Source organism: Natrialbaceae archaeon AArc-T1-2 (genome assembly GCF_030273315.1).
GTDB lineage: Archaea > Halobacteriota > Halobacteria > Halobacteriales > Natrialbaceae > Tc-Br11-E2g1.
Genome location: NZ_CP127174.1, coordinates 1,278,524 through 1,304,058, shown reverse-complemented (window position 1 = coordinate 1,304,058; position 25,535 = coordinate 1,278,524). Strand labels below are relative to the sequence as shown.

Genomic DNA, 25,535 nt, shown 5'->3' with positions numbered 1-25,535 from the left:
CGCGTCTCACACCACCGTCTCTGTAGCCGAATCATACTAAAGCCGCTCCGACTCCACGGTGTCGAGTAGGTGTCTATTCGATGGTATCACCGGGTACGCTCCGCGTGCTGGCCGAGCTACGGGAGAGCGATCGGGACGTGATCGAGCCGACGGTCGCGAAGACGGGTGCGGTTACGTACCCGTTCGTCGAACAACAGCTCGACGATCGGGACGGCGACCCCGAGGCGTTCCTCGAGGCGATGACCGATCGCGAGCTGTTGCGCCCGGCGTTCGAGTACAAGGTGTACATCTGCCCGGACTGTGCCGGCGAAGGGATGCAATACAGCAGCGGCTGTCCAAGCTGTGGCTCGGTGCACGCGACGCGAGAGCCCGTGATCGTCCACGCGACGTGTGGCGGAACGCTCGAGTCCGATTCGTTCGAGGACGGCGACGACGCGACGTGTCCGGGCTGTAGCGAGGACGTCACGGAAGCCGACCTCGAGCGCCAGCGCCGGTATCGGTGTCACGACTGCGGGTCGTCGTTCGACGATCCGACGCATCGACTCTGGTGTCGGGACTGTGACGGGATCTACCCGCCGGCGGAAACACGCGAGGAGCCGCTCTATCACTACCACCTGACCGTCGCCGGCGAGGAGTGGACCGTCGCCCAGCTCGAAGGCCGTCGATCGCTCGCGGACGCCTTCGACGCGCGCCGGTACGAAACGAGCGTCGATACGACGATCACGACGGCAGACGGCGAGATTCCGGTCCACGTCTACGCCGAGGACGGCCTCCTCGAGGACTGCATCGTCGCGGACGTCCACGAGTCGCCGACGGAAGACGACGTTTCCCGATTGTGCGAGGCCGCACGCGAGGTCGATGCCCGCCCGGTCGTCCTCGCGACCGACGGAACGGTCGACGAACGGGTCGCGGACCTGATCGACGCCGAGGGGGTGACGGTCCTGAGCGAGCGCGACGACGAGTTGACCAGCGAGTACGAAATCACCGAGCGTCCGCGCGAGCCGAACTCGCTGCTCGATCGGTTCGTCTCCGCTCTCGAGTCTTCGGCCTCCCGGTCGTAGCGTCTGCCCGTCCGAAACCGACATGGCTGGCCGCGTCGAATCGAGCCCATGGGAAACCGGGACGCCCCGTTCGTACTCGACCTGCCGGACGGGTACGCCGTCCGCGAGGCCGCCGCGGGCGACGCGGCGGACGTCGCGAGCGTGTACGCAGACGCGTATCCCGACGGAACCGAGTACCCGCTCGTCTCGGAACGAGCCGTCCGGACGGACCTCCTCGCGGACGAACGAACCCGCCCGTTCGTCGTCGAACACGGCGAGGACGTCGTCGCGGCCGCGGCGATCGAGTACGACTCGCTCGAGACGGGAAACGCACAGATCGGAAAGCTCGCGGTCAAACCGCCGTTTCGCGGGAAGGGGCTTGGCCGTGCGCTGTTGAAACACCGGGTGAACGTCCTCGAGACCGACGACTCCTTTCGGGGGCTGATCTACGCCGGCGCCGTCACCTCCCATCCCGCCTCCCAGCACAACCTCGTCGCGCGCGGATTCGCCCCGTTTTCGTTCCAGCGACACTTCCAGGGCCGATACTTCGGCGTCGCGAACGAAAGCGAGATCATCATGCTCTACACCGACAGCATCGCGTACGACGAACGGACCGTCTACGTCCCCGAGGCCTACCGCCACGTCGTCGAGCGAACGCTCGCGCAGGCATCGCTCGATCTCCTCGGGCGAGACCTCGAGATCACCGAGGGAACGACCTCCCCGGGCGTCGCCCTCGAGTGGCTCGAAATCGGCCTCGAACACAGCCGCGAGTTCCTCTGGGAGGTGACCGCAGCCGGCGACGAGTCGTGGGCCGAATCCGAACGGGAGATCCTGGCCGCGATGGAACGAAACGACACCCACATGATGGTCCCGATCGACGCGAACGCCCAGGAGCTGTGGTCGCTGTATGGAGCCCTCGAAAGCAGCGGCCTCGAGCCGGCCGGTTTCCTGCCCGACTGGCTCACCCGAAACGGCACGAACCGCGACGCGTTCGTCTTCCAGCACGATCCGGACGAAACGCCGGCCGAGGTCGACGTCATCGACGACGTGAAAGCGCTGCTCGACGTGCTCGGAACCGACTACCGCGTCCTCGAGGAACACGACCGGTACTGGACCCTCGAAATCTAGGAAATCCGTACCCGGTTGGGGAAACCGACAGAGGGTGTGCAGTCGATCGCCCTCGAGTCGTCGAGTCGTCCGAAGGCCCGTTGTTGATATACACCCGGTCATGGTCCAGTCAACGGTTGCGTGGATTGAACGGCCGACTGAACCCGTATCGAGGCCACTCCTGGCAGCCGACTGTTGAACGAATCATGACCGGGTGTATACTGTCGGTCGTGGACCGGTGAACTGGCGTGTGCCAGAACCGGCGGTACAGCGCATGTCAGCCCGTCCGCTCTCACGGGTAGGTTACGTATGTATGACCGACAGTATAAGCAAGCACAGCGTCTATTCCCGTCGCTATGGGACGTTTCGTATGGTCGACGAAGACCTCGAACTCGAGCGTGACCTCGGAGAGGCGACGATCGTCTACGAAGAACCGGACGAGGGGACCGTCAGGAAGACGGTTCCGAACGAACACGTCGCGTACTTCCAGGACCACTGGATCATCAAGACTGACGAGGACGAAGAGGGGAACGATATCGTCCGGCGGGTTCCTGCCAGACGAGTCCACTACGTCGAACGGTCCGTCGAGGAGTTCGAAGAGGAAGTCAGCACACTGCTCGATCAGGTCCAGTCGTTCGCGTCCGATCTTCGAACGAAGATCCCGGTCGGCGGCGACGACGAACGGAGCGAGGAACCCCACCGAATCGACGTCGAACGCGGCGACGACGATAATCAGTTCCGGTAACAGTGAGTGAACAGCAGGCTTTACCGGTTCTCGAGCATTACATCACCTGATGGATCCGACCCCGGCGGACACCGATCGTCGAACGTGGCTCCGGCGACAGAAAGTCGTCGCGGACCTCGGGCAGCGGGCACTCGAAACCGACGACCTCGATCGATTGATCTCCGATACCGCCGACGCCGTCGCCGAGACGTTCGACGCCGACTGCGCAGCAGTGTTCGAGTTGTGCCCCAGGGGAGAGAACGCGGTTCTCGAGGGGGGTGTCGGCTGGCGCGACGGCCTCGTCGGCGAGGCGACGGTACCGGCGACCGACGACTCGCAGGTGGGACAGACGCTGCGTTCGGAGACGCCGGTCATCGTCGACGATCTCTCTGCCGAAGAGCGGTTCTCCGACGCGTCGTTTTTCGCCAGCCACGACGTCGTCAGTGCCGTAAGCGTAACCGTCGGCCCAGGCGATGACCCGTGGGGCGTTCTGGGGGTGTACACGCGAGACCAGCGGACGTTCACGGAGCACGACGCCACGTTCGTCCGAAACGTCGCGAACGTTCTCGCATCGGCAATCGAGAGGGAGCACGAACTCGAGGAACTCCACGGTCGCATCTCGGATGCGTTCTACTCACTCGACACCGACTGGCGGATTACGTACGCCAACGACCGGGCCCGAGAGCTGATCGACGTCGAGGGTGATGGGCTCGTCGGAAAACGCGTCTGGGAGACGTTCGAGTGGGCCGCCGACTCGAGGCTCCGCGAGGAGTACGAGCGGGCGATGGAGACCCAGGAGTCGACGTCGTTCGAACTCTACTATCCCGAGCCGCTTGAGGCGTGGTACCGGATCGACGTCTACCCCTCCGAGACCGGCCTCTCGGTCTACTTCAGGGACGTCACCGAGCGCAAAGAGCGCGAACGCGAACTCGAGCGAAGCGAACGCCGCTACCGGACGCTGATCGAGCACTTCCCGAACGGTGTCGTCGCCCTCGTCGACGAGGACCTTCATTACGCCACCTTCGGCGGAACGCTCGAAGGACGAGCCGACATCCCCAGGGAGGAACTCGAGGGGCAGTATCTCCCCGGCGTGTTGCCCGAGGAGATCGCCGAGATCGTCGTTCCCCGCTATGAAGCCGCCCTCGAGGGCGAACCCAGCGAGTTCGAGGCACCGGTCGACGACGAGATATACCGGTTTCACTTCCATCCGGTCCGGGACGACGACGGCGAGATCTTCGCCGCCATGTGCCTGTCCCAGAACGTCACCGAGCGCCGGAAGATGGAACAGGAGCTACAGGACGCCAAATCCCAACTCGAAGCCGCGGTCGAGGCCGGCGCGATCGGGACCTGGGAGTGGCACGCCCCCGAGGACCGCATGGTCGTCGGCGCGTCCTTCGCCCGAACGTTCGGCGTCGATCCGGCGGCGGCCCGCGAGGGCGTCTCGCTCGAGCACTTCGTCGAGGCCATCCACGAGGACGACCGCGACCGCGTCGAGGCGAAGATCGACGCGGCGCTCGAATCCTGTGGCGAGTACGAGGCGGAGTATCGCGTCTGGAACGACGACGGGAACCTCCGGTGGGTGCTGGCCCGGGGCCACGTCGAGTGCGACGCGGAGGGAGATCCGACCACGTTTCCGGGTGCACTCATCGACATTACCGAGCGCAAAGAGGCCGAACGGGCCCTGCACGAGAGCGAGGCGAAGTTCCAGATGGTCGCGGAGAACCTCGATGAGATCGTCTGGATCATGACGGCCGATGCCTCGGCGTATCTCTATATCAGCCCCTCGTTCGACGACGTCTGGGGCATCGACCGCCACGAGCTGTACGACGATCCCGACGCCTATCTCGAGTGGGTCCACCCCGAAGACCGCGACCGCGTCCGCGAGAACTTCGCGAAACTCCCGACGGAGCCGTTCGAGGAGACGTTCCGGATCGATAGACCCGACGGGGAGACCCGCTGGCTCCACGTCCGCGGCAGCCGCGTCGAAGCCGGGGACGGCCCTGACCGGGTCATCGGCATCGGCCAGGACGTCACCGAACGCAAGGAGTACGAACGGAAACTCGAGACCTCGAACGAACGGTTAGAGCAGTTCGCCTACGCCGTCTCCCACGACCTCCAGGAGCCGTTGCGGATGGTCTCGAGTTACCTGCAACTCATCGAACGACGCTACGATGACGCGCTCGACGAGGACGGCGAAGAGTTTCTCGAGTTCGCCGTCGACGGTGCCGAACGGATGCGCGAGATGATCGACGGATTGCTCGCGTACTCGCGGGTCGAGACGCAGGGAGAGCCGTTCGAACCAATCGACCTGAATACGGTCCTCGAGAACGCTCGCACGGATCTGGGGGTGAAAGTCGAGCGCCACGATGCCGAGATCACCGCCGACTCCCTGCCCACGGTCGAGGGAGACGGCAACCAGCTCCGGCAAGTATTCCAGAACCTGCTCGACAACGCGATCGAGTACAGCGGCGACGAGCCGCCACGGATCCACGTGTCGGCTGATCGCGACGGATCGGAGTGGATCGTTTCGGTCCGTGACGAGGGGATCGGGATCGATCCGGACGACCAAGAACGGATCTTCGAGGTCTTCCAACGGCTCCACACCCACGGCGAGAACGACGGCATGGGGATCGGACTCGCGCTCTGTGAACGGATCGTCGAGCGCCACGGCGGCGAGATGTGGGTCGAGTCCGAGTCCGGCGACGGAGCGACGTTCTCGTTTACGCTTCCAGCCGTCGACGCGTGATGCCTCCATCCAGGGTGGCGCGTGGATCGTCGTTCGCTCGAGTCGCAACTTCGGCCGCTGTCAGCCGTACGGGCCGCCGGTAGCGAACTCGTACAGCGTTTCGACGTAGTCCTCGAGGCTCTCGAGGAGCAGATGTTCGAACTCCTCGTGGGAGCCGTAGGCCTCCGGACCGAACGCCACGCCGGGGACGTCGTTGCGGGCGAAGTGGCGAAGGTCGCTCGTGTGTGGTTTCCGGGTGAACTCGACCTCCCGGCCCCGGTCCGTGACCGACCGGGCGTGTTCGAGCAACGCCCGCGCGTGTGGCTCGTCCGGGTCAGTGTCGACCGGGTTGCCGTGTCCCATCGTCTTCACCTCGAGGTCGGGAAGCTGTCGCAGCTCGTAGAGCACCTCGTCTCTCGTCTCCTCGTCCGGGTAGCGGACGTCGAGTTCGAGGGTCGCTTCCGCGGGCACCTGGTTCAACGCCTCGCCGCCTCGAATCCGGCCGGCGTTGAGCGTCGGTCCCCACTCGCCGTCTCGATCGTCGAACACCTGCCGAAGATCCGGATAGGCTGCCATGATCTTCTCGATGGCGTTTTCGCCTTGCTCCGGCGTCGCGGCGTGGGCCGGCTCGCCCGTCGCCGAAACGCTCACCTGGACGATCCCTTTCTGTCGGTTGATGACGTCCATGTAGCCATCGAGGTTGTTCGGCTCCCCGGTGATACAGAAGTCGGGATCGTAGCCGACGTCCTCGAGGAGATACCGTGCGCCGTGGGTGCCGCCGCGTTCCTCGTCGGCGACGACCATCATCGCGACCGACGGGGTCCGCTCCGCCGTCGCGATCCGCTCTATGACGTACATCATCGCCGCGAGTCCGCCTTTCATGTCCGCAGCTCCGCGACCGTACAGCCGATCGCCTCTCACCTCCGGGGAAAACAGCCGTTCCTGGGCGGGCACGACGTCGAGGTGGCCGTGAAACACGACCTCGGGCGCGCTCGAGTCCGCGAGTGAGGCCACGAGCGACGGGACGCCACCATCTTCGTATCGGTCGATGGGGACGCCCGCGTCCTCGAAAAACGCCGCGACGCGATCCATACAGGCCTCGATCTCTTCCGGTCTGTCCGCCGTCGTCCGATAGGCCACGAGTTCGGCGGTCAGTTCGGTCACGCGCTCTCGGATCGAACCGTCGGCACTTGCCACCATCTCCCGACAGTTACGTTCCCGCCGGGTTTGATGGTTCCGTACCGACCGAGCCAGCGACGGCAGTACGCTCGCCGACGCAACGAACGTTTACCCGTGATACCGGAGCCAGACGCCGCCGATGGTCGAGACACGAGACTCGAGTCCGATCCCGACGACGATCCTACGAGATACGCGCGAACGACGCCCGTGGACGTTCGACTGCTACCCGGTCGAGACGCGAGACGTGACGCTCTCGACGGGAGATTACGCCGTACCGACGGACTGTACGCACGATCTCGAGTTGGATACGTATCACCCACGATTCGCGATCGAACGCAAGTCCGGCCACGACTTTCTCACTGCGCTCACCTGGGAGCGGGACCGATTCAAACGCGAGGTAAAGCGGGCAGCCCACTGGCCACAACCGCTCCCCGTCGTCGTCGAAACGTCGTGGCAGACGCTGCTTCGCAACCGCGGCTGTATGGCGAGACGAGATGTGCATCCAGCACAGGTCGCTGGGACGGTCACGGCATGGAGCAACCACTACAACGTAGCGTTTCACTTCACCGAGACGCGCCGTCAGGCCGAGTTCTGTGCGTTCTTACTTCTCGTTCGTCACGGTTTGCTCCGACGGCTCCACGACCGCTCGACCCGAGGTACCACCCGACACGACGTCGCTGAACGTACGGAGTGATGCCGACGGCCGTGAGTCTGTCTTCGGGATTTGAACCTCGCCAAGACGGTTGTGCTCGCTCACGGGAACGGGAGCGAGAATCGCGTAAAATCGGGATGCCGCCTCCCGGATTGTGAACTACGCCCGAGAACCTGCTCGCATCGCTCGCAGAACCTCGGTCTAGTTCAAATCCGCTCGGATAGATTTCTCTCGCTCACGGATTGTTCGCGAGAGAAATGCCGCCTCCCGGATTTGAACCGGGGACAGCTCGATCTTCAGTCGAGTGCTCTCCCAGTCTGAGCTAAGGCGGCGCGCACTCGAAGGTGGGTGGATGGAGCAAAAAAGGATTTCGAATCGCCGCCGATACCGATCCCCTTACTCGCAGTAGTAGCTGCAAACACAACGTCCAGTACAATTCAACCTTTCATTGGTGATTCCGACAATACGTTCAGATCGTCCGAAGTTTCGGTCATTCTGTGTCTAATTTTCAGATATTCCAGTCACCCTTTTCCGCTCTCGGGAGTAAGCGTATGTTATGGCGGCCCTTACCACCGGAAATGAGACGGAGGAACTGAGCGCGGATACGATCCTCGAACTCCTCGCGAACCGCCGCCGCCGGTATCTCCTCTATGCGCTCCGGGGACGTGACGATCCGACCGAACTCTCGAAACTCGCCGAAACTGTCGCCGGTTGGGAACACGACGTCCCACCCGAAGAGGTCGCACAGAACGAGTACAAAAGCGTTTACGTCTCGTCTGTTCAGTGTCACGTTCCGAAACTCGCCGACGCTGGCGTCGTCGACCACGACGAGGACAACCACACGGTGGTGCTCTCGGAGAACTTCGAGCAACTCGAGCCGTACCTCCAGCTGGTGGTGTTGGACGAGCCAAAAGACTCCACGCTACATGCCGAACTCGAGGCCGACTCGGGCGAGGGCTTTATCCGTCAGATACGCGAGAACGTCGCCCGACTCAAGCCCTGACTACTCCCTGCAATACGGGGCTACACCCAAGCGTCGTGAGGTCTCTCGATTCGACGCGTACAGCGGTCGAACCGAAACGCAGGCACGATACTGGACGTGTGTTTCGAGGCTGCTCGAGACGGCCCAGTGGGCTCGGGCGGGTTCGAACCTCGGTCGGAGCAAAGCTCCTCCCTGGTTCGAACCGCCGCTCGCGACAAATTCCTGCCGCTCACGGGCTGTTCGCGGCAGAAATATGGGCTCGGGCGGGTTCGAACCACCGATCTCGGCCTTGTAAAGGCCGCGTCATGACCAGCTAGACCACGAGCCCGCACTTGAGGAAAGTCGCCCCGTCCGAATAACCTTTACCTTCTCGTCGCACACCCCCGTTCGAATGGAGACGCGACGTGCATTCGCAGTCGCGTTCGCCGTCGTCGTCGCTGCAGGCGGCGGCTTCGCAATACTTGGGTTTCTTCCAGCGCCGTGGCACGAGGATCAGACGGAGGTTCGGATCGTTGACGACGGAACGACGAAAGCCGTCGTCGACGCCGAGGTCGCAGACACCTATCGCGACAGGTACGTCGGACTCAGCGAGCACGACTCCCTCGAGGACGGCGAGGGGATGTTGTTCGTCCACGGAAGCGAAGACGAACGAACCTACGTCATGCGCGAGATGGCGTTCGACATCGACATCGTCTTCATCGGTGCGGACGGCGAGATCACGACGATCCATCACGCACGCGCACCGGAGCCCGGCGAGGACGGCGAGGAGCTCCGGTACTCGGGTCGGGCGAAGTGGGTGCTCGAGGTGCCACGTAGCTACACGAACGAGACGGATGTCGAGGTCGGCGACGAAGTGCGAATCGACGACGGGTGACACACCGAATGCCGAGTCCAACATCCTTAACCGCCGTCGTGGCCGACCAACGATTGAATGCCACCGGCCATCGAAACGAAAGACCTCGTCAAGGAGTACGGCGATCTCCAGGCGTTGTCGGGGCTCGATTTGACCGTCAAGGAAGGCGAGTTCTTCGGTCTGCTCGGGCCAAACGGCGCCGGCAAGACGACGTTTATCAACACCCTCGTCGGGCTGGTCCGGAAAAGCGGCGGCGAGGCGTCCGTCTTCGGTCACGACGTCGAAGACGAGTACCGGCAGGTCCGGGACGCGATCGGCGTCGCCCCTCAGGAGTTCAACGTGGATCGGTTTTTCCCGATTCGAGAGGTGTTGATCCACAAGGCCGGCTATCACGGGATTCCGAAGGCGGAAGCCGCCGACCGAGCGGACGAGGTCTTACAGCGGGTCGGCATCTACGACAAGCGAGACGAACGGTTCGACTGGCTCTCGGGTGGGATGAAACGCCGCCTGCTGCTCGCCCGGGCGCTCGTCACCGAACCCGATCTGCTGATCTTAGACGAACCGACGGCGGGCGTCGACGTCCAGCTCCGTCACGACCTCTGGGAGCTCGTGACCGAACTCAACGAGGAGGGGACGACGATCCTCCTGACGACGCACTACATCGAGGAGGCCGAACGGCTCTGTGACCGGGTGGCAATCCTGAACGAGGGCCGGAAAGTCACCGTCGCGACGCCCGACGAGCTGAAAACGCGTGGCACCGACACCGTGGACGTCACCCTCGAGCCCGTCCCCGAGACGACCCCGGCGCTCGGCGCGTACGCCCACGAGACTTCCCTCGCCGGCGACCGCCTCGAGGTCAAAGTCGACAACGGCAGCAGGCTCGCGCCGCGCCTGCTCAACGACCTCGAGGCCGACGGCTACGAGATCACCGACCTCGAGATTTCGCGAACGTCGCTCGAGGAGATCTTCGTCGACCTCACCGAGCGGGAAGACCGGACGGTGACGCGCTCGAGTGCGAGCGAAGCGGACGGCGAGGAGTCGGCCGAACTCGAACAGGAGGGGATCGCCTGATGTGGTCGGTCGGCTCCCGGGCGCTGTTCAAACGCGAACTGTTGCGATTCGTCCGCCGGCCCAAGAACACGTTCATGCCGCCGGCGATCACGAACGTGCTCTACTTCGCCGTCTTCGGGGTGATCCTCGGGACGCGCATCGACGACATCGCCGGCTACGAGTATCTCCTCTTTATCCTGCCTGGCCTGATCGTCCTCGGGACGATCTCGAACGCCTTCGAGAACGCCTCCTTTTCGATCTTTCACGGCCGCTGGAACGAGTACATCCACGAGACGCTCACCTCACCGCTGTCGTATCTCGAGATGGTGGTCGCCTACGTCGCCGCGAGTGCCGTCCGGGGACTGATCGTCGGGCTCATCATCGCCGTCGTCGGGTGGGTGTTCGTTCCCTTCACCGTCGAGAGCGGCTCGTTCACGGTCGAAAACGCCGTCTTCCTCGTGGCGACGATGGTCGTCATCTCGGCGCTGTTTGCCGGCTTCGGGATCATCGGCGGGCTGGTCGCCAGAGACTTCGACGACCTCACCGTGATGAACCAGTTCATCCTGCGCCCGCTCGTGTTCTTCGGGGCGGTCTTTTACTCGCTGACCATGCTGGAGCCGTTCGCCCAGTACGCCTCCCTGCTGAACCCGATGGTCTACATGGTCGACAGCGTCCGGTACGGCCTACTCGGCCACTCGGATTTCCTCGAGCTCGCGCCGGCGGCCTACGGCGAGGTCGTCCCGGTGCTCTCACTCGGCGTGCTCACCGCGCTCACCCTCCTCGTGCTCGCGCTCGACGTTTACCTGTTCAAGATTGGGTACGGGCTCTCCGACTGATACGGACTGCTGGAACTGTGTACTGGCGCGGTCGCGGGACGGTCCCCGGTCGCGGCGGTACTGACTTACGATCCGAGTCGTTCTCCCCGCTCGCCCACGAGTTCCCGCGACTCGAGTGCGTCTGCGAGAACCGCCGAGAGCGCCGACAGCCAGAGCGCACAGGCTACGAGCCCGATCACGACCGCGGTCCAGGAGTGAATTGCGACCGGCGCGAGCACGAGAAACGGGAGTCCAGCGACGACCACGATCGGCCAGAAGGGATACTCGAGCCAGAACGGACCGACGTCGACCATCGCGACGGCTGCCCAGCCGGCGATGACGACGAGCCAGATCGCGAGCACGCCGAGGGAGCGATCGTCCGGAACGAACACGCGAGCAGGAAACGAGCCCGGCCGATCGCCGACGACGCTTCGTACGAGGGCCGCGCCGATCACGCCGACGACGAGCGCTCCCAGAACTGCGAGTACGACAGCTCCAACGATCACGTCGGCCGTCGGCTCGAGGTGTGGCCACAGGACCGCGGTCGTCACGTTCCGGTTGACGAACCACAGCGCCGGAAACAGCGCCATCAGAGACGGAACGACCATCGCCCGGAGGAAGGGATGCACCATCGTCCGGGCTATTCGTCCGGTCGAAGATAATGGTGCGGGAGAGACGGAAACCACCCGTCGCGTCGGGCTGAGACACAAGCCTTTTGCCGTCTCCCTCTGGCACTAACGATACCATGACCGGGGACACGGACGACGTACTCCAGGAGTTACTCGCCGGAAACGAAGCTCACCTCGAGAGACTGTCCGAGGGCCACTTCGCAGATGTCCAGGAGGCACAACACCCGTCGGTGGTATCGATCTGCTGTTCCGACTCGCGGGTCTCACAAGAAGGGATGTGGGACGTCGAGGAACCGGGAACGATCTTCACACCGAGCAACATCGGAAACCAGACCTGGGACGCCCACGAGGGCGAACGGATCGTCGACGGGAGTTTGCTGTATCCGATCCACCACGCGGGCACCGAGGCCGTGGCGGTCGTCGGCCACACGGGCTGTGGCGCGGTGACGGCGGCTTACGACGTCGCGGCCGGCGGTGAACTCCCCGAACCGGAGGGAGTGGCCAAGTGGGTCGAGTTGCTCGTACCGGTGGTCGAGGACGGGCTCGAGAGCGATCTGGTCGATCGGGACGTGCCCGAGACCGACGTCGTCAACCAGCTCGTCGAGTACAACGTCGACCACCAGGCGCAGTTTCTCCGCGACTCCGGGGACGTACCCGAGGACGTCGCCGTCTACGGCTTCGTCTACGACTTTCACGGCGTCTACGGCGAGTCGAAGGGACGGGCGTACCTCGTCAACCTCGACGGCGTAACCGACCCCGACGAGATCGCAACGCAGGTTCCCGACGCCTACGACGACGCCGTGGCGAGTCTGCTGTACTGACTGCCGACACCGTTTTAGACGTCGAACGTGAACTCCGTCCCATGCAGGCGTTTCTCGGGCCCGATACCCGGTTTTACTTCGCGATCGGCGCGTTTACGATCGCGGTTTTCGTCCTCGGGCTGGCGGTCCTCGCGGTCGTTTACCCGGGATTCGTCGACGTGTCGACGATGGCCGCGTTGACCGTCGGCTTTCTCGTCTACATGCTCGTGTATTTCGTCTCCATCTCCGTCCAGCGACTCGAGGACGGCGACGGGGTGTAACTGTCGATCGGAACGACAGGACGGACATGAACGTACGCGAGACGCCGGGTCCGGATCCGGCCAAACCGGAGTATACGGACGCAACTGCCGTGATCAGCGACGACGGGGAGTATCGCTACCGTCTCTCGCGAACGTGGGACGAGGAGAGACCGGTGCTGGCGTTTCTGATGGTAAATCCCAGTAGCGCCGACGGTGACAATGACGACCGGACCATCACACGATGCGTGAAGTACGCGAACGGGATGGGGTTCGGGAAGCTCGTCGTCGCCAATCTGTTCGCCGTTCGGAGTTCGGATCCCGCGGCGATCGATACCCACCCCGAACCGATCGGACCCGAGAACGAGCGGTACCTTCGGGCGACCTGTGACAAAGCCGACAGGGTCATCGCCGGGTGGGGACGCCACGGAGCGAAACGAGGCCGGGGCCGCGACGTCGCAACGGCCGTCGACGTCGAGCTGTACGCTCTCGATACGACCGCGGCAGGGCATCCCTGCCATCCGGGCCGTATGCCGTACGACACGACCATCGAACGGTTCGAGTACGACCAGTGAGCGATACTGGTGGGCGTGTGCGTAGTCGCGCTCGACTGCCGTCCGAGTGAGTCGGAAGGGTTATGAGTGGGCGGACGCTCTCTTCAGAGGCAATGGCGAAAGGAACCGTTGATTTCTTCAACGACACTGGCGGCTACGGATTCATCGAAACTGAGGACGCGGACGACGACGTGTTCTTCCACATGGAAGACATCGGCGGCCCGGATCTCGAAGAAGGACAGGAACTCGAGTTCGACATCGAGCAGGCCCCCAAGGGCCCGCGCGCGACGAACGTCGAGCGCCTGTAAGGCGATTTCGTAGCGTATCGGCACTTGACTGCAGTATTTTACGCCCGAGAGCAACGGCACCTACTATAGCTGATGGGCTGTTCCGGCGGCCACAGCCTCTTATCCGCGTCGCTCGCGGCGGTACGCGTCTGCGGCGCGCGCAGCGAGCCGTGCGACCCGGAGCGGTTCCGGCCGGCCGCCCTCGGGGGTGAACGCCCGGACGACCGTGTCAGCCTCCTCGTCCGCGAGTCCGACCGCCCGGACGTAGACCGTCTCGTCGCCGACGGCGACCTCCCGACGGGGCGGCAGGCTCCGATACAGTTCGAGGCGCTCCTCGCGTTCGGAACCGGAAAACGCCTCCCGAATGCCGGCCTCGAGGCCGTCGCTTTCCTCGAAGGTGACGGCGACGACTGGCCGGTCGACGCGCTGGTGGAGCGTTGAAAGATCGAGAACGTTGTACCACGCGGGGGCGACGGCCCCGAGCAGGACGTATTGGACGTCCTCGCGCGCGAGTCGATTGGAAAGCGAGACGATGGCGTCAGTTGCGTCCGTCCCACCGACGGTACACGACGCGAACGAGAGTCCGTCGACGACCCTGTCGGCCCGCACCACTGCGCCGGCCAACGTACTTCGGTCGTCTCTGAAGGACTCGGCGACACCCAGCGCCCGGACGCCGGGTTTCATCACTCCTCGTCTTTGATGTCCTTCAGACGGTCGATCAGTTCGTCACTCGAGGCACCGTTTTCGAACTCGATCGTACCCTCGTGCGTGTTCTGTTCGGACTCAACTGCGTCGTCGTCGTCGAAATCGGCGTCGAGGTCCTGCTGCTCGGATTCGTCGTAACTTCCGAATCCCATACGTATGATGGTACGAACTTGGAACGGAAAAATCCACGGCTCCGTTTCTCGGCGACGCTCGACGGAACCTACCGTTTCCCCGCCGTAGGCTACTCGGTTACGTTTTCCCACAGGGACATGATCGCGCCGCCGCCGCCGATGCTCATTCCGACGAGCCCGTACTCGAGGCTCTCGCGACGAAGCTGGGAGGCAAGACTCGCGGCTAACATGCCGCCCGACGCACCGATCGGGTGGCCGAACGCGACGGCCCCGCCGAGCGGGTTCATCGCCTCGCGGTCGATCCCGAGCCGTTGCATGACGTACACCGACTGGACGGCGAAGGCCTCGTTGATCCAGCAGGTATCGACGTCCGCGGGCTCGAGGTCGTTTGCGGCGAGTACCTCCTCGACGACGTCGCCGACGGCCTCGTTGAACTCGTCGGGCTCCCGGTAGACGAGGTCGTAGTCGACGAGGCGGGCCGTCGGCTCGAGGCCGGCGTCTGCGGCAGTCTCGCGGTCGGCGAGCAAGACGACGCCGGCTCCGTCGGAAAGCTTCGAGGCGTTCCCGGGCGTGACGGTGCCGTCGGAGCGAAACGCCGGGGAGAGTGCGTCGAGATCGTCGATCGTCGACTCCGGGCGTGGTCCTTCGTCGCGGTCGACGGTGGTCTCGCCCGTCTGGACGGGGACGACCTCGTCGTCGAAGACGCCGTCCTCGATCGCCTCGGCGGCCCGGCGGTGGCTCTCGAGCGCGTAGCGATCCTGGGCCTCCCGCGAGAGATCGTAGCGGTCGCTCCTCTCGGAGATCGCCTCGCCGTCGAACCGATCGACCAGTCGTTCGGCGATCTCCCCCATGTGGATATCGAGGTTGCAGTCCCACAGCGAATCGAGGATCATCGAGTCCTTCATGGTGACGTCGCCGTGGCGGACCCCCGTCCGGTAGTCGGGAACGATCCAGGGCGCGTTCGTCATCGACTCGAAGCCGCCGGCGATCGCGATCGACGCCTCCCCGGCCGCGATGCGATCCGCCGCGAGCGTGATCGCCCGCAAGCCGGAGCCGGAGGCCTCGTTGATCGTCGTGGTCCGGGTCGAATTCGGCAACTCGGACTTGATCACGACCTGTCGGCCCGGCACCTGGCCGATCCCGGCCTGGATCGCGTTGCCCAGCGAGACCCAGTCGACTTCCTCCGGGCCGACGTCGACCCGCTCGAGCAGGCCGTCGATCGCGGTTCGCCCGAGTTCGACCGCCTCGACGTCGGCGAGCGATCCCAGCAGGGTTCCGTGGGGCGTCCGTGCCCCGTCGACGAGGACGATGTCGTCCATCGAGCGGACGTCGACACGGAGGGAGTCAAACCTTTCGGCGGTCCTGGCGTCGTTTCTGATAAGGTGTCGCCGATTCGAGCGGCATCGGTACTACCCCGGTCCGACCGAACGCGTAACGCTTTTGGGAGCCTGTCACAACCGTTCGCGTATGGCACCCGAACCCCACAGCCGGTGTCTCGCCCGCCAACCAGCGACGCGTCCGGGGTTCGGCTTCTTCTTCGCCCGGTGATCGGCCGGTGGACCGTCGGGGCCTCACACCGAGTCCCCGGCGTGAAACCGTCCACGCCGGCACTCGGCCGTCGACGACTCGAGACGACCGGCGGCCGCCCCCAGTATCGGAACCGCTAACTGACCGACACACGCTGATCGAAGTAAGCGAATGCAACTACCACAGGCACAGGCCGCGGTCTTAGAGGCCGCGAGCGCAGACGAGGCACAGTCTGTCGACGAGCTCGCGGCGGCGACGGAGCTCCCACCCGAGACCGTCACCGGGGCGGCGTTCGAACTCGAGGACCGGGGCCTCCTCGCCGTCGAGGAACGCACAGACGAGACGACGACGACGACCGACGAGGGCAGCGAGTACGTCGCGACCGCCCTGCCCGAAATCTCCCTCTACGAGGCCGCCCTCGAGGCCGGGGCCGACGACGAGCCCGTCGAGATGGGCCGTGTCATCGGCGCCTCGGGACTCGAGGGCGGGGGCGTCGACATCGCGCTGTCGAACTACGCCCGGAAGGGGTACGGCACGATCGAGGGCGGCGAGATCACCGCCGACCCCGACGCCGACCCCGGTTCCGACCCCGAGGCGGCCGCCCTCGAGGCGATCGAGGCCGGCGATGGCGGCGACGTCGACGAGGAGACGATCGAGACCCTCGAGCGACGCGACCTGATCGAGCGCCACGAACGGACGGTCCGCGAGATCGTCCTGACCGAGACGGGCGTCACGGAACTGATGGCCGGCGTCGAGGTCGCCGAGACCGTCGGCCAGGTCACGCCCGAACTGCTGACCAGCGGCGAGTGGGAGGCCGTCGAGTTTGCCGAGTACAACGTCGAGGCCGACGCCGAACGCCTCGAGGGCGGTCGGGTCCACGTCCTGCGTCAGACCGCAGAACGGGTCAAGGACGTGCTGGTCGGCATGGGCTTCCAGGAGATGGACGGCCCGCACGCCGACGCGGACTTCTGGATCAACGACTGCCTGTTCATGCCCCAGGATCACCCCGCCCGGACCCACTGGGACCGGTTCGCACTCGAGGAGCCGAGCCACATCGACGAACTGCCCGAGGATCTCGTCTCCCGGGTCGAACGCGCCCACCGCGAGGGCGTCGGCGAGGACAGCGAGGGCTATCACTCGCCGTGGGACGAGGAGTTCGCCCGTGCGCTCGCGCTTCGCGGACACACGACCTCGCTGTCGACGCGATACCTCTCCGGCACCGAGATCGGCGAGATCGATCCGCCCGCGCGTTTCTTCAGCGTCGAGAAGGCCTACCGCAACGACACCTTAGACGCGACCCACCTGCTCGAGTTCTTCCAGATCGAGGGCTGGGTGATGGCCGAGGACCTCTCCGTTCGCGATCTCATGGGCACCTTCGAGGAGTTTTACGCCCAGTTCGGGATCGAGGACATCCAGTTCAAACCTCACTACAACCCCTACACGGAACCGAGCTTCGAGCTGTTCGGCACTCACCCGACGACCGGTGAACTGATCGAGATCGGCAACTCCGGCATCTTCCGCGAGGAGATGCTGGAACCGCTCGGCGTCGACTGTGACGTGATGGCCTGGGGACTGGCCTTAGAGCGACTCGCGATGCTCGTCACCGGCGCGGAGGACATCCGCGACCTGCACGGCACGCTTGCCGATCTCGAGTTCCTGCGTAACGCGGAGGTGATCTACTGATGCCAACCGTCGACGTCGACCCCGACGAACTGCGAACCCTGACCGGCCACGAGGAGAAAAGCGACGACGACCTGATCGAGGACCTGTTCGGGCTCGGCCTCGAGTTCGAGGGCCGCACCGAGGAGGGCGAGTTCGAACTCGAGTTCGCGCCCGATCGGCTCGACCGACTCTCCGTCGAGGGCGTCGCCCGCTCGCTTCGCTACCAGTACGGCGACGACCGCGGCGTGACTGTCCCGTCGACGAACAGTCCGGAGTGGACGATCGAGGTCGACGAGACCGTTCCCGACGAGCGACCCTACGTCACGGGTGCGGTGATCCGTGGCGTCGACCTGGACGAAGACGCGCTGGACTCGCTCATCCAGCTCCAGGAGAAACTCCACGCGACGATGGGCCGCAAGCGCGCGAAGGGCGCGATCGGGATTCACGATCTGACGATGTTAAAAGGCAGCCCCGCCACCGAAGGGGAGCCGACGATCCGGTACGTCGGCGTCGAGCCCGACGGCGACCGGTTCGTCCCGCTGGATTCGGACGCGGAGATGACCCTCGCCGAGGTGCTCGAGGAGCACCCGACCGGCGAGACCTACGCCGACCTCGTCGCCGACTACGAGCGGTATCCGGCGATCTACGACGACATCGGGCTGTTCTCGTTCCCGCCCGTGATCAACGGCCGCCGGACCGAGGTCTCGACGGACTCCCGGGAGCTGTTCGTCGAGATGACCGGCACCGACCAGTGGACGATCGACAAGATGCTCAACGTCGTCTGTTACGCGCTGTCGGCCCGCGGGGCGACGATCGAGAAGGTTCGCGTCGAGTACGGTCCGTCCACGCCCGACGGCGAACGCGACCTCGTCCGGCCCGACTTCTCGACGAAGACGAAGACCGTCGCCCACGATCGCATCGAGACGATTCTCGGCATCGACGTCGACCCCGAGGAGGTGCTCGACCTCGCCGAACGGGCGGGCCTCGACGCCGAGCGCGCCGAGGACGACGGCGAGCTGGTCTATGAGGTGACGATCCCACCCTACCGCGTCGACGTGCTCCACCCGCTGGACGTCATCGACGACCTCGGGCGCGCGTACGGTTTCAACGACCTCGAGCCGACCTACCCCGACGTCGGCACCGTCGGCGGCCGTCACGACCGTAGCCGCATAGAGGAGGCGACCCGGACCCGGCTGGTCGGGCTCGGGTTCGAGGACCTGCTGAACTTCCACATGACGAACGAGGAAGCGAACTTCGAGCGGATGGCCCTCGCTCCCGGTGACGAGGTCGTCGGCGCGGGCTCGCCCGCGACGATCAAAGAGCCCTACAGCGAGGACTACACCATCCTGCGGACCTGGACGCTGCCCTCGCTGGTGCAGGTACTCGAGAACAACACCCATCGGGCGTACCCACAGGACCTCGCCGAGGTCGGCTTCACGGCACGGATCGACGAGACGGCGAACACGGGCGTCGCCGAACGACGCCACGTCGGGGCCGCCCTCGCGCGCCACGACGCCGCCTACGAGGACGCCAAGGCCCGCCTGCAGGCACTCGCCCGGACGTTTGACGTCTCCCTCGAGACGCCACCGACGACCCATCCGTCGTTCATCGACGGGCGCACAGCCGCGGTCGTCATCGACGGCGAGGACGTCGGCGTCGTCGGCGAACTCCACCCGACGGTGCTCGTCGAACACGACCTCGAGGTACCCGTCGCAGCCTTCGAGTTCGAACTCGACGCGCTCCGGTAAGCGGGTGCGCGTCGGGGGACGTGTCGCCACTCCGAACGTCACATCGGGGCGAGTCGGCCGGTTGTGGCCGTCGACCGACCGCTACGTGAACCCACCGGGCGGATTCGGCCAGCGGTGTGATGGGATCGGTCAGAACTCGTGTTCTACGTCCTCTTTGTCGGCTTTCTGGATGATGATCTTGCCGTCCCGTACCCGGACGAAAACTTCGTCGCCGATATCCATGCCCGCGACTGCAAGTTCGTCCTCGTGGAGGTTGAGGTGGACGTTGTGGTAGTTGCCGTCTTCGTCTTTCGCACCGCTTGGACTCAACTTCTTTTTCCGGACCATCGCGGGATTCTACTCCGAACTTCGCCGTAGGATATACTTAAGTGTTTTCTACGACATGGGTTGAATATCCGTCACGCTGCCCGCCGAACTCGACAGCACTGTCTCGGTCGACGGAACGAGAGTCGTCTCCGTCTACCGACATTGCGGAACGGTGGTGACCCGAACCCACTTAAAGATACCGACGCTTGCACTCGGTTTTGGGGGATATCTTTATGTCGGGCCCTGTGCTGGGTTGGCATGGAGGTAAAACCATGGTACGTGAAGATGGGAAACGGAACTTCGCATTGCGCGACTCCGATGGCGACGAGTCGAGCGTCTTCTCGGGTAACACTCCGCGACAGGCGGCGCTGAAAGCGGCCCGCCGGCTCGAGCCGGCACCGAGCGAGGACGACGCCGAGATGACCGAACTCAGACTCCGCGAGAAAGGTACGGACAAGGTTCACATCTACGACGGCTGGGCCTGGGAGGAGACGGCACCAGAGGACAAGCCGGACTGGATGCCGGACGAGATCACCGAAGCGAACGTCTCGAAGAAGGGGATCGAACACTTAGAGGAGTAGTGGACTCTGTGGACGTCTTCTCGGCGGCATCGAGCGTTCGTAGCTAGTTCGAACTGTCGGCTGTCGCGTTCTGAGTGCCGATTCGATCTCGTCTCGTCGACGTGGCGCTCTCGACGCGTTTTTCCCGGCCGCCCCGCTACGGGATGGTATGACCGCCGTTACGCTCGGGCCCGAAGGGACGTACTCTCACCGCGCAGCGCGTGCGATCGGCGACGAGATCGACTTCCGACAGTCCGTGACTGCGATCGTCGACGCCGTCGCAAGCGGCGAATACGACAGGGGCGTCATTCCGGTCGAAAACAGCATCGAAGGGAGCGTCACCGAGAGTTTAGACGCCGTCGCGGAGTACGATGTCGCCGTCGTCCGCGAGATCGTCACGCCGATCCGCCACGCCCTGCTTGCCCAACACGACGGGTTCGAGGTCGTCGCCAGTCACTCTCAGGCGCTTGCCCAGTGCCGGTCTTACCTCGAGGACGAACACCCCGAGGCGAGCCTCGAGGCCGTCGCGAGCACGGCCCAGGGCGTCGAACGGGCCCGGGAGGATCCCGCCGTAGCGGGCATCGGCCACCCGGCGAACGCTGGCGAGGGTCTCCAGGTGCTCGCAGAGGACATCCAGGATCAGTCCTCGAACTCGACGCGGTTTTTCGCGCTCGCGCCCGAATCCGAACGTTCGGAAGGCGGCGGAAAGAGCTCGCTCGTCGTCTACCCGAACGCGAACTACCCCGGTCTGTTGCTCGAGTTGCTCGTGCCCTTCGCCGATCGGGACATCAACCTCACCCGCGTCGAGTCCCGTCCGAGCGGGGCGCGGCTGGGCGATTACGTCTTCCACATCGACGTCGCGGCGGGAATGTACGAACAGCGCACGAAAGACGCCGTCGCCGACCTCGAGGAGATCGCAGAGAACGGCTGGGTGCGCTGGCTCGGATCGTACGACACCGAACACGTCGTCGAGTAACCCGTCTGCGCTTCTGACCTCGTGCTGTGGGCAGATTTATCCCCGTCGGTTGCGTACCCGCACGTATGCGACCCAACCCGTTCGAGGAACTCGAGGACGTACTCGAGCGCGTGAGCCGCCAGATCGAAACGGGCATGTCCCGCGGAACCGGCTTTCCGGTTCCCGGCGAAGTCGCCGTCGACGTCCTCGATGCCGACGATGCCTACGTCGTCACGGCCGACCTGCCGGGCTATGAGACCGGCGACATCGAGTTGACCCTCTCTGAGGGGACGCTTCGACTCGAGGCGACCCGCGACGACGAACACGAGGAGGGACGGTACATCCGCCGCGAGCGGACGCGTCGATCGGCGAGTCGGACGCTCCGGATCCCGGAACCCGTCGAGGAGGACGAGGTCTCGGCGTCGTACGACGACGGCGTGTTGACGGTCGAACTCCCGAAGGAGGACACCGGCGAAGAGACGACCCGAATCGACGTCGAGTAGGCTACGAGCCAGCGTCGATGATCGACTGGATATCTCACAGGCTCCGCGAGTGATTTATCCGCATCAACCAACTGAAACCGTATATGAACGACCGTTCCGTGAGTGGGGGTTCGCTGTCCTCGTCGGCACGTCACCGGTACCGGACTTTGCTCGAGACCGTCGACGACGGCGTCGTTCGACTCGATGACGACGGCCACGTCGTCGAGGCCAACGGGGCGTTTCTCGATCTCGTCGGTGCCGACCGCGATGCCATCTGTGGCGAGCCCGTCGCGACCGTGCTGGCCGAGGGCGAGAACGCGCTCACGGATGCGATCGCCCGGTTCCGCGACGATCCCGACGACGTCTACACGACGGACCGATCGCTCCGGACGACCGACGGCGAGACGCGACGCTGTGAGTGGCGACTGTCGGCGCTCGAGGCGACCGACAGCGATTCGGGAGGGGTGCTCGCCGTCGTTAGCGAGCGAGACGATCACGACCGGTACGGTCTCCAGTACGCGGCGAGCCGGGCGATCGCCGCGGCCTCGTCGCTGTCGGAGGGGCTCGAGGGCGTCCTCGGAGCGGTCTGTGAGGAGACCGACTGGGAGTACGGCGAGGCCTGGCTGCCGGAGGGATCCGAGACGATCGGGCGGGCTCCGGTCTCCTGGCTCGAGTCCGATCGATTCGAGCCGTTCGACGAGGCGTCCACCGGCGCGCGGTTCGACCGCGGCGAGGGATTGCCTGGCCGCGTCTGGGCGTCGGGCAAACCCGAGTGGATCGCGGACGTCTCGACCGTCGACGACGTCGTCCGGGCCGAGATCGCCGAGTCGGTCGGCCTGACGGCCGTACTCGGGGTGCCGGTCGTCGACGACGGCGACGTGACCGCCGTGTTGGTCTTCGGCGCGTCCGAGCGACGCGCCCCGGACGATCGGCTGATCGAACACGTCGTCTCGGTCGGGGCCGAACTGGGCGGGCTGATCGCTCGCATCCAGTCCGAGGCAGTGCTCGAGCGCCAGCGCGACGGACTCCGGCGCGAACTCGACGACGTCTTCGATCGCGTGACCGACGCCTTCTACGCGCTCGACGACGAGTGGCGCTTTACGTATCTGAACGAGCGTGCCGAGGCGCTTCTCGGCCGGTCGGAGACGGAGCTTCTCGGGAAGAACATCTGGATGGAGTACCCGAACGCCGAGCGACGGGACCGGTTCGAACGGGCGATGGAGAGCCAGCAGCCGGTGACCTACGAGGAGTACTCCGAGACGATCGATGCCTGGTTCGAGGTCCGCATCTACCCGTCCGAGAGCGGCCTCTCGGTGTACTTCCGGGACGTGAGCGACCGCGAGAAACGCGAGCAGGCCCTGGTGGAGCCCGAACAGCGCTACCGGACGCTCGTCGAACACTTCCCGGACGGCGTGGTCATCCTCTTCGATCGGGACCTGCGGTACACGCTCGTCGAAGGCAGGAAGTTCGACGAACTCGAGATCGATCCCGAGACGATGCACGGCGAGCGTCCTCGCGACCTCTTTCAGCCACGCGTCGCCGACGCCCTCGAGGAGCACTTTCGCGCCGCGCTCGACGGTGAGAAGAACGCGTTCGAACTCACGCTCGAGGGCTACGAGTTCGAACTCCGAACGGTACCGGTGACCGACGAGAACGGCGAGGCTTTCGCCGGTATGGCGGTCGCCCAGGACGTCACCGACCGCACGGAGCGCGAACGCGAACTCGAGCGCTACGAGACGATCGTCGAGACGATGACCGACGGAGTGTTCGTTCTCGACGAGGATGACCGGACCGTCACGGTCAACGACGCGCTCGTCGAGCTAAGCGGCTACTCGCGCGAGGAGTTACTCGGCTCACACATCTCGCTGATCTCGGGCGAGGCGGTCGCCCGGAAAGCGAGATCGCTGACCGACGACCTCGTGGACGAGGACAGGGAGTACGCGACGATCGACGCGTCAGCCCGCCGGCCCGACGGCGAGCGGGTACCGGCCGAGAGCCGGTTCACCCCACTCACGGACGAACACGGCGAGTACCGTGGACGGGTCGGCGTCGTCCGTGACATCAGCGAGCGAAAGGAACGCGAACGCAGCCTCGAGCGCAGACGCGAACAGCTCGAGGCGTTGAACGAACTCAACGGCGTCGTCCGGGAGATCACCGACGCGATCCTGGAGCGGTCGACCCGCGAGGAGATCGAGGAGGTCGTCTGTGAGCGTCTCGCAGCCGCGGACTCGTACGCGTTCGCCTGGATCGGCGGACTCGATCCGGGGACGGAGACGATCGAGCTGCGGACCGAAGCCGGCGTCGAGGGCTATCTGGACGGCGTTACGATCTCGACCGATCCCGACGACGATCGCTGTACGGGACCGGCCGGCAATGCGGTCAGGAGCCGCGAGATTCGGGTCGTTCGGGACGGACAGGACGAGGGGTGGTGCGATCGAGCCGCCGCGTTCGGATTCCAGTCCGCGGCGGCGATTCCGATCGTACACGGGGGAACGCTCTACGGCGTCCTTAACGTCTACGCCGATCGGCCGCACGCGTTCGCAGACGACGAACGAACGGTCGTCGGCGGACTCGGCGAGATCGTCGGCCACGCCATCGCGGCAGCCGAACGCAAACGGGCGCTGATGAGCGACGACGTCGTCGAACTCGAGATTCGCATCGAGGACGTCTTCGATCCGGTCGACGCCACCGACGCGACCGACGCCTCGATCGATCTCGAGCGGACTGTCCCCATCGGCGACGGGGAGTACGTCCAGTACGGCACGACGACCGCGGACGGACTCGACGTGCTCGAGCGACTCTGTGCGACGCGCTCGTCCTGGACGGACGTGACCGTCGTCAGCGAAGAATTCGGCGAGATCTGGTTCGAACTCCGGCTCTCGGAGCCGCCGGTCATCTCGACCGTCGCCTCACACGGCGGCTCGGTCGGCGCGGCGACGATCGAGGACGCGGCGTTGTATCTGACGGTCCGGCTTCCCCAGGACGGGGACGTCCGGCGCGTGATCGACGCGGTCAAAGCTGTTCATCCGTCCGCGACCGTCCTCGCACACCGCCAGCGTTCACACTCGAACGAGCCGTCGGCACGGCTCGGCCGGGCCTGGACGGACGCGTTGACCGACCGCCAGCGAACGGCACTCGAGGTCGCGTACTACTCGGGCTTTTTCGAGTGGCCACGGGAGAACTCCGGCGAGGACGTCGCCGATACGCTCGGGGTGTCGTCGCCGACCTTCCACCAGCACGTCCGGCGAGCCGAAAAGGAGCTGTTTGCTGCGTTGCTCGACGAGGATAAAGAGCGAACTGATTGACACTAAGCATTTAGGGACGGTGCTTATTCGAATCAGCGCCGATGACGGATACGATGACCGACACCGAGACTGAAACGGCGACACTCGACCGGCCGCTCTCGTCGGACATCGCCGACGTCTTCGAGCTCCTCTCGGAGAAGCATCGATGTGCTATTCTTTTCGTCTTGTCCGATCGCTCTGATCCGCTTTCTGTCTCCGGACTTGCGACGCACCTCGAGGAGTGGCTGTCCAACGCTACCGGCGACACTGCGACGGTTCGCATCGAACTCGAGCACCGACATCTGCCGAAACTCGAGGCTGCCGACGTTCTCGAGTACGACCGCGATACGGGCACCGTCAGCCGGGGGCCGGCTTTCGCGCGAACGTACGAGACGCTCGAGCGGACCTGTTCCTGTCTGGATCGCTCGCCCGACACCCGTAGCTGTTAATCCGGGTCTGCGTGCCCGTCCCGTTCTCTCGTTGCCAGTAGTATGGAAAGGTATAGGGCTCCGTCCCCTCCA

General features: G+C 64.9%; 26 protein-coding genes and 2 tRNA genes. 20 read left to right on the top strand and 8 right to left on the bottom strand.

Going from position 1 to position 25,535, the window contains the following annotated elements; genetic code table 11:
- Window positions 1–80 precede the first annotated feature (80 nt).
- The 4 genes from QQ977_RS06665 (at window position 81) to QQ977_RS06650 (ending at window position 5,617) form a co-directional block, all read left to right on the top strand.
- Window positions 81–1,061: a hypothetical protein gene (locus QQ977_RS06665; RefSeq protein ID WP_285928340.1), complete on the top strand. Its 981-nt coding sequence runs from the start codon at window positions 81–83 to the stop codon at window positions 1,059–1,061.
- Between the two features lie 48 nt (window positions 1,062–1,109).
- Entirely contained in the window at window positions 1,110–2,168 is a 1,059-nt protein-coding gene (locus tag QQ977_RS06660) for a GNAT family N-acetyltransferase (protein ID WP_285928338.1), read from the top strand.
- A gap of 349 nt (window positions 2,169–2,517) precedes the next feature.
- Entirely contained in the window at window positions 2,518–2,892 is a 375-nt protein-coding gene (locus QQ977_RS06655; RefSeq protein WP_285928336.1) for a hypothetical protein, read from the top strand.
- A gap of 49 nt (window positions 2,893–2,941) precedes the next feature.
- Window positions 2,942–5,617 carry a PAS domain S-box protein gene (locus tag QQ977_RS06650; RefSeq protein WP_285928335.1) on the top strand — a complete coding sequence of 892 codons (2,676 nt, stop codon included), beginning with the start codon at window positions 2,942–2,944 and terminating at the stop codon, window positions 5,615–5,617.
- Between the two features lie 60 nt (window positions 5,618–5,677).
- Here QQ977_RS06650 and QQ977_RS06645 read toward each other — a convergent pair whose 3' ends face one another.
- On the bottom strand, window positions 5,678–6,796 hold the full coding sequence (locus tag QQ977_RS06645; protein WP_285928334.1) for a M20 family metallopeptidase: 1,119 nt from the start codon (window positions 6,794–6,796) through the stop codon (window positions 5,678–5,680).
- Window positions 6,797–6,914: 118 nt separating this feature from the next.
- On the opposite strand from QQ977_RS06645, the gene QQ977_RS06640 reads away from it, so the two are divergent.
- Window positions 6,915–7,469, top strand: coding sequence for an ERCC4 domain-containing protein (locus QQ977_RS06640; protein ID WP_285928333.1), 555 nt, complete (start codon window positions 6,915–6,917; stop codon window positions 7,467–7,469).
- A 216-nt stretch (window positions 7,470–7,685) separates the two neighbouring features.
- Here QQ977_RS06640 and QQ977_RS06635 read toward each other — a convergent pair.
- Window positions 7,686–7,759: transfer RNA gene (locus QQ977_RS06635), tRNA-Phe, on the bottom strand.
- A gap of 224 nt (window positions 7,760–7,983) precedes the next feature.
- Between QQ977_RS06635 and QQ977_RS06630 the strand changes: the two genes are divergently transcribed.
- Entirely contained in the window at window positions 7,984–8,430 is a 447-nt protein-coding gene (locus tag QQ977_RS06630) for a DUF7344 domain-containing protein (protein WP_285928331.1), read from the top strand.
- A 233-nt stretch (window positions 8,431–8,663) separates the two neighbouring features.
- Here QQ977_RS06630 and QQ977_RS06625 read toward each other — a convergent pair.
- Window positions 8,664–8,737: transfer RNA gene (locus QQ977_RS06625), tRNA-Val, on the bottom strand.
- 63 nt (window positions 8,738–8,800) lie between these two features.
- Here QQ977_RS06625 and QQ977_RS06620 point away from each other — a divergent pair.
- The 3 genes from QQ977_RS06620 to QQ977_RS06610 are packed head-to-tail and all read left to right on the top strand — an operon-like array spanning window position 8,801 to window position 11,148.
- Complete coding sequence (locus QQ977_RS06620; protein WP_285928329.1) at window positions 8,801–9,283, top strand: DUF192 domain-containing protein; 483 nt, start codon at window positions 8,801–8,803, stop codon at window positions 9,281–9,283.
- A gap of 57 nt (window positions 9,284–9,340) precedes the next feature.
- Entirely contained in the window at window positions 9,341–10,333 is a 993-nt protein-coding gene (locus QQ977_RS06615) for an ABC transporter ATP-binding protein (RefSeq protein ID WP_285928327.1), read from the top strand.
- On the top strand, window positions 10,333–11,148 hold the full coding sequence (locus tag QQ977_RS06610; protein ID WP_285928326.1) for an ABC transporter permease: 816 nt from the start codon (window positions 10,333–10,335) through the stop codon (window positions 11,146–11,148). The genes QQ977_RS06615 and QQ977_RS06610 overlap by 1 nt, the downstream gene beginning before the upstream one ends.
- 65 nt (window positions 11,149–11,213) lie before the next feature.
- Here QQ977_RS06610 and QQ977_RS06605 read toward each other — a convergent pair whose 3' ends face one another.
- On the bottom strand, window positions 11,214–11,759 hold the full coding sequence (locus QQ977_RS06605; RefSeq protein ID WP_285928325.1) for a hypothetical protein: 546 nt from the start codon (window positions 11,757–11,759) through the stop codon (window positions 11,214–11,216).
- Window positions 11,760–11,872: 113 nt separating this feature from the next.
- Here QQ977_RS06605 and QQ977_RS06600 point away from each other — a divergent pair, with 113 nt between their 5' ends.
- From QQ977_RS06600 to QQ977_RS06585, 4 genes are all read left to right on the top strand, one after another.
- Entirely contained in the window at window positions 11,873–12,577 is a 705-nt protein-coding gene (locus QQ977_RS06600) for a carbonic anhydrase (protein WP_285928323.1), read from the top strand.
- A 41-nt stretch (window positions 12,578–12,618) separates the two neighbouring features.
- Window positions 12,619–12,837: a hypothetical protein gene (locus QQ977_RS06595; RefSeq protein ID WP_285928322.1), complete on the top strand. Its 219-nt coding sequence runs from the start codon at window positions 12,619–12,621 to the stop codon at window positions 12,835–12,837.
- A gap of 26 nt (window positions 12,838–12,863) precedes the next feature.
- Entirely contained in the window at window positions 12,864–13,388 is a 525-nt protein-coding gene (locus tag QQ977_RS06590) for a DUF1643 domain-containing protein (protein WP_285928321.1), read from the top strand.
- A 92-nt stretch (window positions 13,389–13,480) separates the two neighbouring features.
- The gene (locus QQ977_RS06585) at window positions 13,481–13,675 is read left to right on the top strand and encodes a cold-shock protein (RefSeq protein WP_005554588.1); all 195 of its coding nucleotides are present in this window, start codon (window positions 13,481–13,483) and stop codon (window positions 13,673–13,675) included.
- 99 nt (window positions 13,676–13,774) lie between these two features.
- On the opposite strand, the gene QQ977_RS06580 is transcribed toward QQ977_RS06585, so the two are convergent.
- The 3 genes from QQ977_RS06580 to QQ977_RS06570 form a co-directional block, all read right to left on the bottom strand.
- On the bottom strand, window positions 13,775–14,338 hold the full coding sequence (locus QQ977_RS06580; RefSeq protein WP_285928310.1) for a DUF99 family protein: 564 nt from the start codon (window positions 14,336–14,338) through the stop codon (window positions 13,775–13,777).
- Window positions 14,338–14,511, bottom strand: a complete 174-nt coding sequence (locus QQ977_RS06575) for a DUF5786 family protein (RefSeq protein WP_285928307.1) — start codon at window positions 14,509–14,511, stop codon at window positions 14,338–14,340. The genes QQ977_RS06580 and QQ977_RS06575 overlap by 1 nt, the downstream gene beginning before the upstream one ends.
- Before the next feature lie 89 nt (window positions 14,512–14,600).
- Window positions 14,601–15,809: a thiolase family protein gene (locus QQ977_RS06570; RefSeq protein ID WP_285928306.1), complete on the bottom strand. Its 1,209-nt coding sequence runs from the start codon at window positions 15,807–15,809 to the stop codon at window positions 14,601–14,603.
- A gap of 379 nt (window positions 15,810–16,188) precedes the next feature.
- On the opposite strand from QQ977_RS06570, the gene QQ977_RS06565 reads away from it, so the two are divergent.
- A complete protein-coding gene (locus tag QQ977_RS06565; protein WP_285928304.1) occupies window positions 16,189–17,700 on the top strand; it encodes a phenylalanine--tRNA ligase subunit alpha in 1,512 nt (503 codons plus the stop codon).
- Complete coding sequence (gene pheT, locus QQ977_RS06560) at window positions 17,700–19,427, top strand: phenylalanine--tRNA ligase subunit beta (RefSeq protein WP_285928302.1); 1,728 nt, start codon at window positions 17,700–17,702, stop codon at window positions 19,425–19,427. The genes QQ977_RS06565 and pheT overlap by 1 nt, the downstream gene beginning before the upstream one ends.
- A 129-nt stretch (window positions 19,428–19,556) precedes the next feature.
- On the opposite strand, the gene QQ977_RS06555 is transcribed toward pheT, so the two are convergent.
- On the bottom strand, window positions 19,557–19,754 hold the full coding sequence (locus QQ977_RS06555; RefSeq protein ID WP_076583016.1) for a hypothetical protein: 198 nt from the start codon (window positions 19,752–19,754) through the stop codon (window positions 19,557–19,559).
- A 251-nt stretch (window positions 19,755–20,005) separates the two neighbouring features.
- Between QQ977_RS06555 and QQ977_RS06550 the strand changes: the two genes are divergently transcribed.
- The 5 genes from QQ977_RS06550 (at window position 20,006) to QQ977_RS06530 (ending at window position 25,463) form a co-directional block, all read left to right on the top strand.
- Window positions 20,006–20,314: a non-histone chromosomal MC1 family protein gene (locus QQ977_RS06550; RefSeq protein ID WP_285928301.1), complete on the top strand. Its 309-nt coding sequence runs from the start codon at window positions 20,006–20,008 to the stop codon at window positions 20,312–20,314.
- A 148-nt stretch (window positions 20,315–20,462) separates the two neighbouring features.
- On the top strand, window positions 20,463–21,269 hold the full coding sequence (pheA, locus tag QQ977_RS06545) for a prephenate dehydratase (protein WP_285928300.1): 807 nt from the start codon (window positions 20,463–20,465) through the stop codon (window positions 21,267–21,269).
- 65 nt (window positions 21,270–21,334) lie between these two features.
- Complete coding sequence (locus QQ977_RS06540) at window positions 21,335–21,751, top strand: Hsp20/alpha crystallin family protein (RefSeq protein ID WP_285928298.1); 417 nt, start codon at window positions 21,335–21,337, stop codon at window positions 21,749–21,751.
- A gap of 83 nt (window positions 21,752–21,834) precedes the next feature.
- Window positions 21,835–25,035 carry a PAS domain S-box protein gene (locus tag QQ977_RS06535; protein ID WP_285928297.1) on the top strand — a complete coding sequence of 1,067 codons (3,201 nt, stop codon included), beginning with the start codon at window positions 21,835–21,837 and terminating at the stop codon, window positions 25,033–25,035.
- A gap of 53 nt (window positions 25,036–25,088) precedes the next feature.
- Window positions 25,089–25,463, top strand: coding sequence for a DUF7344 domain-containing protein (locus QQ977_RS06530; protein WP_285928296.1), 375 nt, complete (start codon window positions 25,089–25,091; stop codon window positions 25,461–25,463).
- The last annotated feature ends 72 nt before the right edge of the window (window positions 25,464–25,535 follow it).